The 12,792-nt window shown below is 42.6% G+C and carries 7 protein-coding genes; 2 read left to right on the top strand and 5 right to left on the bottom strand.

Annotation, left to right across the window (positions count from 1 at the left end):
- Positions 1–242: 242 nt before the first annotated feature.
- The 5 genes from recB to SWH54_17640 all read right to left on the bottom strand — a co-directional run bounded on the left by recB (position 243) and on the right by SWH54_17640 (position 10,370).
- Positions 243–4,016, bottom strand: a complete 3,774-nt coding sequence (recB, locus tag SWH54_17660; protein MDY6793096.1) for an exodeoxyribonuclease V subunit beta — start codon at positions 4,014–4,016, stop codon at positions 243–245.
- Positions 4,017–4,049: 33 nt separating this feature from the next.
- Positions 4,050–4,316, bottom strand: coding sequence for an EscU/YscU/HrcU family type III secretion system export apparatus switch protein (locus SWH54_17655; protein ID MDY6793095.1), 267 nt, complete (start codon positions 4,314–4,316; stop codon positions 4,050–4,052).
- Positions 4,317–4,418: 102 nt separating this feature from the next.
- Complete coding sequence (locus tag SWH54_17650) at positions 4,419–5,588, bottom strand: hypothetical protein (protein MDY6793094.1); 1,170 nt, start codon at positions 5,586–5,588, stop codon at positions 4,419–4,421.
- Entirely contained in the window at positions 5,588–8,836 is a 3,249-nt protein-coding gene (gene recC / locus SWH54_17645; protein MDY6793093.1) for an exodeoxyribonuclease V subunit gamma, read from the bottom strand. The genes SWH54_17650 and recC overlap by 1 nt, the downstream gene beginning before the upstream one ends.
- Positions 8,837–8,936: 100 nt before the next feature.
- Positions 8,937–10,370 carry a DUF362 domain-containing protein gene (locus SWH54_17640; GenBank protein ID MDY6793092.1) on the bottom strand — a complete coding sequence of 478 codons (1,434 nt, stop codon included), beginning with the start codon at positions 10,368–10,370 and terminating at the stop codon, positions 8,937–8,939.
- Between the two features lie 320 nt (positions 10,371–10,690).
- On the opposite strand from SWH54_17640, the gene SWH54_17635 reads away from it, so the two are divergent.
- Both SWH54_17635 and SWH54_17630 read left to right on the top strand, forming a co-directional pair.
- Entirely contained in the window at positions 10,691–11,596 is a 906-nt protein-coding gene (locus SWH54_17635; GenBank protein MDY6793091.1) for a cobalamin-binding protein, read from the top strand.
- Positions 11,597–12,022: 426 nt separating this feature from the next.
- Entirely contained in the window at positions 12,023–12,721 is a 699-nt protein-coding gene (locus SWH54_17630; GenBank protein MDY6793090.1) for a hypothetical protein, read from the top strand.
- The last annotated feature ends 71 nt before the right edge of the window (positions 12,722–12,792 follow it).

The raw sequence follows: 12,792 nt of genomic DNA, 5'->3' as shown, positions 1-12,792 counted from the left end.
TTGGATTTTGGTCACAGAATCAGCGCTGTTACCTTTAATCCAAAAGGAGCATTTTTTAAATACTCAGCATAGCTTTTGCCATTCTCCCCAGCTTAGCTGGGGGTTTAGCTCTGTAATTATTGCCGCTAATCCGGTATTATAAAGAAGCTAAGCTTCTTTGGATTTTTGTTTGCCGCACTCTTAGCGGCAGACAGAAAAGCTATATATCTCTGTGTTCTCCGTGCGCTCTGTGGTTATATCTTTTATTCTATAAAGTCAGGAATCAGCTCTTTGCCAAGTGCATCAATGAGATCCCAACGGGGAAGGTCATGATAAACACCGAACTTTGATCCACGACTGCTATTCATTCCTCTCAAAAAGATGTAAAATATGCCACCGAAATCAGCTTCATAACTGTATCGGGGAATATGAAGTTGTAAGTACTGATGAAGTGCAAGCAGATATATATGATACTGAAGCACGTATAAATCCCTGTTCATGGTTTCATCAAGAGAATCCCTGCGGTAATTTTCTATATGATTCCCCAGGTAATTTGATTTCCAATCCACCAGATAAAACTTGCCCCCCTGGCGAAATATCAGGTCAATATAACCCTTCATAAAACCTTTCGAAGGCATGAAGGTCAGCTTCTCAATCCGTGATGAAAAATCGGGGGAAATATTAATACCGCCATGTTTTGCAAACACCTGACTGAGTCTGTGGGTAGTGACTGTTTTCAAGGGAAAATAAAACTCCATTTCGTTTATCCTGTGCCGAGTTGAAACAGAAGATAACACAAGGTCTTTTCGGTCTTCCAAAAGCGGTGTACAGATCAGGTGTCCGATCATGTCGCAAACTGTTTTTTCCCATTTAACATCAAACCCGTATTCCTGCAGTTTAGCTGTGACCAGGTTTTGTCGTACTTGGCCCGACTCCTCTTCAAAGTCTATGTTTTCAAGGATATCGTGAAAAAATATTCCGGCCCGTGTTCCTTTAGGAAAAGAAAAAATATCAACTTTTTCCGTATCATCGGTCGGGTCAAATTGTGGGGAAAAACGGTTAAATTCAATTAGACTACCGACCTGACGCTGTTGCCATTGAGTGAATGCATCATGGTCGGGAAGTTCATCATCCGGCAATTGACCTGATACCAGTGATGAATAGCTGGAAATTTTCCACTTCCGGTCAATTTTTCCCTTGAACTTACGACAATCATATTTTTCCTCTTTTCCGCCCACACTAGCATAGGTCAAATCGTTTTCATGAGGAATTAAAGAAAGTTCAATGGCCCCGCTGGATTGATGTGAAATACGTTTTAAGTCTGTTAAGATTTGATCATCGTCTAATCTGTCAAAACGATTTTTTAATTCGGTAATAATATCATCTGTTTTTGCCATATCTTTATCAGCCAGCAAATCATGGAGCAGATAAGCCATGGCTGAAGTTTCCGCCCGGTTGATCCGTCCCCAAACCAGGTAGCACAGTTCCTTTGCCCGGGTTAATGCCACGTAAAGAAGCCGAACATTTTCCGCCAGAAGCTCATTTTGCGCCAATGCGATATGCCGATCTAGCTGTTTTGATCCAATATCGAGGGTTAGACTCTGGTTTCCACTCAAATCGTGAAAAACAACCTCCCTGTCTTTTATCTCAGAGCTTTCCCAGCAAAACGGACAAAAGACCACCGGGAATTCAAGGCCCTTGCTTTTGTGGATGGTGATTATTTTTACCGCAAGACCATCTCTTTCTAAACGCAGCTGATGCTCTTCCAGCCTTGGAGCTGAAGGGCTTGTTTGCGATGACAGCCATTTTATCAAACCGGTCATCCCGGTGTTGTTCTTTTCGTCCTGCTGGTGAAGCAATTCTGAAAGGTGAAGAAGGTTTGTCAGCCGCCTTTCTCCGTCATCCAGCGATAAGATCCGCGTTTTTACCCCTTCTCGACTCATCAGCCATCGATACATGCGTATAAAACCATGTTGGTGCCATGTTTTGAAGTACTCCCTGAATTTGCTCATCCATGTTTCCAAACCTTGAGCCGTGTTTTCCGCTGAATCAAGCTCCTGTGCAGAAACACCAAGAATTCGTGTGACCAGCGCGGATTTCAGCCTCCGTTCATTTCCCGGTTCCGCTATGGCCCAAAGGAGCCTTTCCATTTCCATCGCCTCATCAGAATCAAATATATTTCCAGTGCTGTATAACACGGAAGGTATGTTTTTTTGGGAAAGCAGGTCTTTAATCATTCCGGCCTGCCTGTTGGTGCGAACCAGAACAGCAATGTCGCCTGCCTTTACCGGATTTTCAACCGCTGAAGTAATTCTGGCAATTTCACCTGATACGGCATGGCCAATCATCAGCACTGCATCCGATTTATTAACCGGCTTTCCTCCTGTGATGTCTTTTTTTCTCCCCGCCCGGTCGGAGCCAAGCCCCGCTGCCTTCCCCTTCTGCCTTCTGCCTTCTGCCTCTGTGCCTTTGGCCTCGTTTGATTTAACGTACCAGAGCTTCAGCAAAGCATTTTGTTTATCGTTGCGCATACCGGGTGTGACAACCGCTTTTTCCGCAGGTTCTGTCCGATTAAAGACAATTTTATCAAACACAAAAGCAGAGGTGACATGGGAAAATATGGTGTTGACCGCGCGGATCAGTCCCGGTTTTGAACGCCAGTTTTTAAAAAGCGTATATTTTACCTCAGCATGTGAAGCGGCTTGCATATAAGAAAAAATATCCGCCCCGCGAAAGCCATATATGGCCTGTTTGGGGTCCCCAATCATGAAAAGACGCGTTTCTTTTAATGAAAAAAGTCGGGTGAATATCTCATACTGAATAAAATCGGTATCCTGAAATTCGTCCACCAGGGCGGCCCGGTATTTTTGTCTGACTGCTTTGGCAAGGGCACTTTTACCATCTTTAGTATCTTGGGCATCGTGTCTCAGGGCATCTCGAACATTGTATAAAAGATCATCATAGAACTGAATGTTGTTTTTCTTTTTTCTTTTAAGGATCTCTGCTTTTGCATATTCAAATAGTTGTGTTTTTAGAAAGAGGAGGTAATTGTCAAATTCGGTTTCCAGTTTGGAACAAATAAGCTTGAGTTTATCACAAAAATCAAAAAAATCATGTCGAACAGGGGATTGATTCTTTTTGGTACATTTAATAATTTTTGTTGCTGTAAAATTTTCAAACTTGTCAAATAAAGGGAAACCTGTGTTTGTTGAAGCTGTAAAATGATCCATGTCATCTTCCATGGATATCACTTTCAATTGCCTTTTCGTATATCCAGGGTTATTCGGATCTTCTTTGATGCTTCCATATATTTTTCCGTTCAGTGACGGATCATTTAAAAGCGTGATGACTTCATCTCGCGAATCATGCCACTTTTTTTTAAGCCTGTTAAGCATTTCTCTGTAAGTATCCAGGCTTTTTATCTCAGTTTTTTTTATGCCGGGAATAATTTTCATATCCCGTGTTTTCATCCTGCCAAGCAGGTTTAAAAAATCCTCCGGGCCTGTAATTTTTTTATTTTTTAAAGCATAGCTTATAAATTCGGGCGATTGTCCGTATAACTTATTCCTCCAGAAATCTTCAGCAACCTCCAGCAACAGACTATCCTGCTCGGTAATTAATTCGGTATCGTACAGGCTGCCGGTTTCAAAAGCATTCTCATGAAGTATTCTCTGACAAAATCCATGTATGGTAAAAATCGCCGCCCTGTCAAAATCCACCAGCGCATCGTGCAGCCTGTCTGCGGCCTGATGATGATGAACGGTTTTTCTCATCAGGCCATTGATAAAACCATCTTCGCTTACGCCTTTGTTAAACGCATCTTTTGCTTGAATGAGCTTTTTTCGTATTCTTTCTTTAAGCTCATTGGTTGCCGCTTTGGTAAAAGTGACCACCAGTATCTGGTCTGCCGTCAGCTGACACTCAACGATAAGCCTGACAAACAGACCGGCAATGGCATAGGTTTTGCCGGTGCCTGCGCTGGCTTCAATCAGGTTTATTCCGCTAAGGAGGGTGTTTATGATGTCAAATTTCTGCATAAGAATTTTAATCCGGGTCAATCAGTGTCCCGTTTAATGCGCAGCCATCTTGTTTAATTGGTAGATAAACGCAAGCACCTCTGCAACCGCATGGTACAGCTTGGGAGGAATTTCGCTATCAAGATCCAACGCTTCCAAAACCTGGGACAAATTCCGATCTTCATACAGCGGCACCTTATTTTCCTGCGCCGCCTCTATGATCTTTTCCGCAATATACCCTTTCCCCTTTGCAACCACTTTCGGCGCGTTGTCTTTGTCTTTGTCATATCTTAACGCGACCGCTTTCTTTTGTTTATCCATAAATTCCCACTTTTAAAATTACCACGGATTTACACCGGGTTTCACTGAATTTATATTTTTCATTAACCCGAAACTCGTACCCCGCAACTCACAACCCCATTGTCACACCATTAAATCGACCATTTTGCTGTTTGACCCTGTTAAATCTTCACTGTCAAATTGGGCAATCTCTGTTGGGGAAACAATAACATTAATCACCAGGTTGCCAAATATCCGACTCAGTTCCTCTTTTATTTGATCCATGTGGTCTTCAATCATCTTTTTTATTTTCTCATTGGTGACAAAAAAAGTGATGTTCAAATCGCTTTTGATATTAAAAAAATCCGTCCTGATTTCTCCCATTTGGTCCATTGAAAGAAGCAGCGATAAGCGGATTCCTTTGTTTACATCGCCTTTTTTGTTTCTGTAATAGATTTTTAATTTGGCTTTCTGGTTGTCTTTGTTTAAATGAAGGGTATGGGTAAATACCTGTGTCTGATCGGTGCTTTCTTTCCTGTTTACTGCCAAATTTTGTTGACTTTCAATATCATTAATCATCCTGTCAATTGAAACCCTGATGCTTTCCAGCTCCTTTCTGTCCGCCGATTTATCAATCATTTCCCTGTTGGTGAAAAATTCTTTCAAAATAATCAGATTCGGTTTTAAATCTTTAGCGATAATTTCTCTGATTTGAGGAAATTGTGATAATTGCTTCGCCGATATTTTTTCATGGGAGTTCAGTATATTTTGTATGGCGTTTTCCATTTTGCTTTCAAACAGGATTCCCCCATTTTCTATATACGCTTTTAACTGCGGGATGAGTTTCTCCATACTGCTGCTTACATTCAACGGCTCGAAATGAGAATGAATGTTAAGCAACGCATTTTTTATATTTCGGGGCAATTTCTCGCCTGCAGATAAGCTTGCATCACGGTTTAACACCTGTTTGATATCAGACTGAAGTTTCTTGAATTCATCATCCGAAACGATTTCTAACTTGCTGATTAGATTTTTGGTCAGGTCGCTTTTCTTTGTTTCATGATCGATCAAGCTCAGCTTTATCTGCTCACCTATTTCAGCAACCTTAACCTGAATCACCTGAGATTTAGCCACCGGAAAAGAGACTTCGGCAAGCGCGCGGAACTTCCCGAAATCAACCAGCGTTCTGCCGTCTGCCTTAAAATCAAGTATCTTGCCAGTCAGTTCATCTCCCACCTTGATGATATCCTGATTGGAAAAAAACTTTCTCATTTCAGGGCTTACGATTGCTTTTATAAAAGAAGAAATATCCATTATCCCACTTTTGTGCCATATTCAAAGATCGGCCCAAATACTTCGGTTGAGATTTTTTCAAATTGGTCATCCAGCGGATCTGTATCCCTAAAACAAAGATCCACATAGGGATCTTTGGACTCGCCCGGGTGGCGATAGCCTGCATTCCATTTCTTTTCTGCCGATTTTAATGCAGATGATTTGGATTTTCCCTTTTTCCATATTTGTCTGGCATATTCATAAGACGCGGCCGGAAAAAAATGAACCGGCTGAGACAACCCGTTCCAGTATACCTGCAATAAATATCGCATAATCTCTTTAGGGTGTTGAATTGGCTCAAATTCATACACCAGATCGCTGCCCAAAAGTGTGCTTTTATGAGAACACTGACTGTCTCCAATCGTGCACAGCAGTAAATGATAGATCCATGCTTTTAGATAATCTTTGGGTTTTACAGCGGTATATCTAAAGATAATGAGACCTTGCTCATAAATATCGGATATTTTACCGCTGATCTTAAATCCGGCTACTTCGCAATCAACATCAACACCGGACAATTTTTGGCCTTTGGTGATACTTTCAATTTTATCGGCAAATATTCCAGCGCCTATACTCATTTCACTGTAACTGACTTTTCCTATATTCCCATGGGGAAGCGTGCCACTGGCTCGATGAACAGGCAGCATGTCATCCGGTTCAAGACCGGAAAGCCTGTTTCTAACCAAATCCTGCTCAAGCTTGTATTTTTGCAAACCTTTTAGGTTGAAATTTTCTTTTTCATCCGCCCCAGCCATGGATTCATCCAGATATATTCCCAATCTCCTTTGAAGAAGGAATCTTGCCGGATGGGTGAAAAAAGCGCATAGAGTCTCTATTTCAAGCTGGCTGAATTCATCGGCGGGGGTGGACAGCCTCTGGGAAAATAAATTTAATGTGTCTGTACGGTTGGCAAAACGTTTGGCGGCAAGGCAATTTTCCCTGGAGTAGCTGGACAGTTTTGATCCCTCCCGGAAATATTCAGCGCTGAAAGCCTGCAGCTTATGCTGCGTGATCAGATTATCCTCAATAAAGTTATCCGGCAGGGCAAAACTTTTTTCTATATAATCAATAAGTTCACTTATAATGACCGATGGCTCTATCTTTGAATTATCCTGTATGCTCTGCCCGACATAGCTGATATAAAGCCGGTTACGCGCCGACGTAAGCGCTTCAAGAAATAAGTATTTGTCGTCATTTCTTTTGGATCGATCTCCCACCCTTGGTTTCCGTGCCATCAGGTCAAAGCCCAATGGCCTGAGCTCCCTTGGAAAAGTGTCATTATTCATGCCGATCAGGCATATTACCTTAAAGGGAATACTTCTCATGGGAAGCATGGCACAAAAGGTAATCCCTGTTGAAATGAATCCGGCACTGGAAATTTCCTGTTCGAATATTCGTTCCAGGTAACATCGCATGACTTCCAGTTCAACCTTATCGGTAAAACCGGATATCCTTTCCTTATCTCCCAGCCCTTTAAAAATTCTCCGTAAAAACTGTATCTCTCTTTCCGTGTCCTCATCCCGCATGAACAGCTGTTCAAGCATCTCAGTAAATGCCGTACCCCAGTCTTTCAGGGTTTTCCGTCTTTTCAGCTCCTCTTTCCATTTAAGGATACAGTTGATAAATTCGATCAGTTTTCCCAGGGTGTTCACATTCCTTCCTTCTATATGGTCGTAAGGGAGTATGCCGGAAAACATTCTGCAGCCATGTCCGGGCATGGCGTAGCCCAACAGAAGCCGTTCGATACCGGCTTTCCACGTATTCTCCTCAACCCCGGGAATTCCGAGTTTCTGTTTGCTTAACGCATCGTATCCCCACCGGATATTGGTCTCTCTGATCCAAATTTCCACCATTTCGATGTCGGAGTCAGTCAGGCCAAACTGGTCCTTTATTGACGGCGATTCCATTAAAGACATGATCGTTGAAACCCCAAGCCGGCTTCCTTTCAGATCAAGTATCAATGAAAATGTGTCTATAATCCGACTTTGTTTTTTTGTGCTTGTATCTGCAGTGCTGTACGGAATACGAAGGCTTTCATCCGCGGGTGTGTCAAATACCGCATGTATAAAGGGCGCATATGTTTCAATATCAGGGGTCATCACCACAATGTCTTTTGGCACCAATTTGGGATCTTCTTCAAACATTGCCAAAAGTTGGTCGTGCAAGACCTCTACCTCACGCATCGGACTGTGACAGGAATGGATCTGTATGGACATATCATCCGGGTTAACATGCCTGGGTTTTTTTTCATTATCCCCTTCCCGCAAATATAAAATATCGGCCTGTATCCCGGTAAGCAGGTTGTGATGGTTTTGATCCTGGAACAGTTCATAAGGTTCATAATCCAAACTGCTGATTAGCCGGAAAAAATCTCTTCCTAAAGTCCCCATGGAGGCAAGAAGCCTGTTTCCCTTTTCCAGATGAAGATCATGGGCCACATTGCCGGTTGCCGAATGTTTGAGTTTTATTTTCTTTATTTGTGAATCTGACACAATGTCGGCCCAGTACTCCTGGCAGGGATTCAGCACCAATAAGTTCACTTCAACCAGTTGCGCGATTCGTGTAAAAACTTCCAGATGAAACGGCGGCAGGTATGATATTCCGAACAGGGATACCCTGCGGGGAAGATCTTCAGGGGAGACCTCATTCCTGCTGATTTTATTCAAAAGTAACCGGCGAAGATATGCCCGGTGATTTTTCCTATTCCCTTTTACCAGCTCCCGCCACAGATATGCCTGCCAGCGATGTGCCGGGTCTTTCTCTTCCCTGCCCTCTTCCCACTGGAAAATCATCTCCGGGCGAAATACCACATATTGCTCAAATGTATGGGAAATCTTTTCCGCTAGCTGAAACAGTTTAAGGCGGTTAATATCATCTTTCAGATATGATTTGATACTTTCAAATCCGGGTGCGTTCAGACATGCAGGCAGGATTTTCATAATTTTAAAGGTCATTACAGCGGATTCAAAGGGCGAATCATCCGGCACATCCGGCACTATGGTGGTAAAAATATCGTGGAGAAATTTATTGGGAAAGGGAAAATAGCAGTTTGCACTGATCCCGTTGTGGCTGGCAAGTGCCATGGATATCCAGCGTTCCATCCCCAGGCTTTGAACCACAATGGTTTCAGGCGTAAAAGGAGAATCCAGCGGTTCTCTCACCAACTGCGCCAGTTTTTCAGCCAAAATTTCAAGGCGATTGCCGGTGTATATTTTTAAACCGTTTGGCATCCCTGTATTATCTCAAATATACAAGTCTCAGTACTTTTTATTCTTTATAATCCTTAAGCTTTTCATCTGAATCCTGGAACCCTTGAATCCCTGAACCTCTCTATCTTATAATCCGATTTAAAAATCGCATGATACGCATCTGAAAATAGGCAATGTTCACCGGTATGAGCAGTCGGGGGTCAAAGTTGGGATTTTTTATCTTACCCATGGCGGATAAATAGTTGACATGTTCGGCCACAGAAAGCGTGCACCCCTTTGCCTGAAGATAACCGGAGGATCTGCTGAAAAATGCCTGCCACAAATTTTTAATTACTTTTAAAAACATGTCATTGGATTTGGTCTTATGCTCGTCCACCTCGCGGTAATTCTTATAACTGCTTTTTATGTTTACATCCTTTCCGTTTATTTTTCCTTTATAACTGGTACAGCTTCCGGCAAAAATAACTTTTTCTCCCTCTTCCAACTCAAGGGGTTCTTTGACCTTCCCGACCACGTATCGCACCTTTTGCATTTCTTTTTCCACATTTGGATAAAAACCTCTGAATATGTGCATGGCTTCTTGAAGTGCGCCGGGGCATCCTCCCCAGCAGTAATCGCTTGAATGCTTTTCCGGGAATGTGCCCACCGTGCAGGAAAGATGGCTGTCCGGTTTAAAATATTCATCAATGCGTTCCAGGCAGAATTCAAAATTCTTGGTCTTATGTCGGACCTCTTCCAGGGGAAAATCCCCTTTTACCTCGATTTCTTCAATATCCATGGGCCCAAAACCTCTTTGGGAAGTGTATTTAAGATGGATCAGATCATCCGGCTCAACACGGACCATATGGCATCCCACCGTATCCACTGCGCATGAGTTGGTTCCCATGACAATGGCACCCAGGTGAAAGGGGGTGGGGGTCAGCATCATTTTCTGTCCTGCCGTAATGCCATCGATGGCGATAAATTTAGGTTGAATCACCTCCTGCAGGTCGGCAATTTTATGCTCCAGAAAAAGATTATGATCCACCAGCCGGTGGCGATCGTCTTGAATTCCGATGAAATTTTTAAGACTTAATGTAAGCCGGCACCAGGGATGTGCCTTGAATTTTGGCAGGTTTATGAGAAAATCGGTTTTCACGATCGGCTTGGGAATAAATAATGTATCTCTGAGTCTTCCCTTTGCCTTAATCTTTACCGGGACATGGGGGTCTTCATCAAAGTAATAGGTTTTAATTTTATGTTTTTTTATCACCTCCGGGTAGCCCGCATTTTTAAAATTATACCGGGTGGGTATGGTGATCCCTGAACGTTCACCCACGGATATCTCTTCTACTTTTTCCGCTTTTACTTTAGTGGCTTCGATGGCACCATCGAGAAATTCTTTGCGGGTAAATGCATAGGGAAATATATCAGGGTGGGCAATCACCACATTCGGTTTTAGCAGAATCCTTCCCGATGGTTTCACCTCAAGCTCTTCCATGCCTTCTTTGATAATACCGGCAATTCTGTCCGCATCGTATTCATCACACCGCATAATCAAGACTTTGTGTTTCATTTTCAGCTATTCCTTTTTATTGTTACGTGGTGCACCATAAGGCCATTCGGTTGTTATTAAAACCAGATAGGCTTTTTACACCTGTTAGGAGGAATTGGATTTCACAGTTTCATCCTCAGACGGTGAAATAAAAAAACCGAGTAAATCTTGTTTATCCTGTCAAATAATTTATAATGGCAGTGACAATCTATCAAACTGTCGGACCAATGGCAATCATTTTCAACTAGGCGAAACTTTACAACAAACTTATGAACTATCCCACCCTTGGGTCATTAATTAAATATGTGATGGAAAACTCCATAATAATCTGGCAATCTTATATGAAATATAAATCACCGATCTCAATCATCCTGTTTATCACCGCATTTTTCCTTTCGGCAAATCCGGTATATGCAGCAAAAATTTTAACCGATCAGATGGGACGAAAGATGACCATCCCGGACCACCCCCAACGGGTGGTATCGCTGGCACCGAGTATTACCGAAATTTTCTATGCCCTCGGGCAGCAGGATAGGCTGGTGGGAGTCACCCGATTCAGCGATTATCCAGAGGCGGCAAAAAAGCTTCCCCAAGTCGGCTCCTATGTTCACCTGGATCTGGAAAAAATTGTAAGCTTAAAGCCCGATCTTTGTGTGGGCATCAAGGATGGCAACCCGAAATTTGTGGTCAACCGGCTGGAATCGCTGAACATCCCCGTGTATGCGGTGAATCCCATCAACCTGAAAACCGTTATGAAAACCATCACTGAAATTGGTGCATTTTTAAATGCCAGCAGCAATGCCCAATCAGTGGTCCAGGACATGAAATCCAGAATACAGAAAGTCAAACACAAAATAGCCAGAGCAACCGGTCGTCCCCGTGTCTTTTTCCAGATTGGAATTGCGCCGATCGTGTCGGTGGGCACCCATACATTTGCCCATGAGCTGATCGAGCTGGCCGGCGGCAAAAATCTTTCCAAGGGCCCAACTCCCTATCCCCGTTTCAGCAAGGAAAAGGTGCTATCGCTGCGCCCAGAAGTTTTTATCATTACCTCCATGTCTAGAAATGCCATATTCGAGCAGGTAAAAAAAGAATGGAGCAAATGGCCCAGCATACCTGCTGTCAGAGACCAACGCATTCACCTTGAAGACTCCAACCTTTTTGACCGCCCCACCCCACGACTGGTGGACGGACTGGAAAATCTGGCACGACGGATCCATCCTGAATTATTCGAGTCTGAACCTTAAGGGTAATTTTTCCAATAAAATGGGTCTTCTAAGTGCAAAAAAACACTTGAGCTTATAATGTAAAGTCTGTAAGGTAAATTTGTCAGTAAAGCCCGACCCCAAGCCACAGTTCCTGTAAATACAAAAATTTCCAGACCAGATGTATTTCAAAACAGGAAAGCTCTACCATGATTTATCAGGAAACAAAAAAGGAAATAGAATTATGGCAAAGGGCCATTTCCAAGGCCCTGAACATTTAAACAACGCAATTTGCCAGAAACGAATAAACAGGTTGAATAGGGGATCACAATGTTAACCAAAAAGAAGTATTATACAGCTATCGGTTTATTTTTTTCTTTCCTTATGATGTGCTCTTTTTTCGGGTGCGAAACCACCCCGGTCCGGCAGACACCTTTGTCAGGTAGCCCGGTCGCCAAATTTCCCCAAATGGTGGTTGGAGATACATGGGTATTTACCGGTTATAGCGGCAAACATGGTGTGGATACTTTTACTTCAAAAATAACACATGTTGAGCAAGATGGGGGTTTTACTGTTGAAAGAAAGAGCAAAAAGAGCAACAAGACTAAACTATTTAATTTTGATAATAAGTTAATTCGGATAAATCCCCCGTATAAGGCCAAGCCTCTTAGCTTCCCTCTCTTTATAGGAAAGAAATGGTCTGACAAATACCGCTCCAAATCGAAAGGTGGCAAGTATTGTCATTATGAGAATGATTATATTGTTAAAAATTATGAAACCGTGTTTACCAAGGCAGGGTCTTTCCAGGCCTTTAAAATCTTTCAACGCCAATACAATAAAGACGACGGTTGGAAGGGAACTAATCATTATTGGTATGCACCAGCAGTTAAACTTGTCGTAAAATCGAGTCCTTCCTGGAAGACAGGAAGGGAACTGGTCAGCTACAAATTGGCAACCGCTAAAAAAGCCGATGAAAAGATCAAAATTGTCATCAAAGGTGAGAAAGTAAAGATTGGAATCATAGAATTTCAGAGTCTAAACGAAGAGGCCAAGAAAGATAACTTGGGAAAAATTGTCTCTGAGATTTTAACCACGTCTTTTGTTAATTCTGAATCTTTTAAAGTCATGACCTCCGGCCCAGCCGGAGGCTTGCATAAAGCCCTATAAGGGCATCGATACTGATAACCCCTTAAGGGGTATTATTGTGTTAAAATTACTGTTCTGCGACCAAATCCATT

This window comes from Thermodesulfobacteriota bacterium (assembly GCA_034189135.1).
Lineage (GTDB): Bacteria > Desulfobacterota > Desulfobacteria > Desulfobacterales > JAUWMJ01 > JAUWMJ01.
The sequence above is the reverse complement of the archived record's forward strand: the minus strand, read 5'-3'. Positions and strand labels throughout refer to the sequence as shown.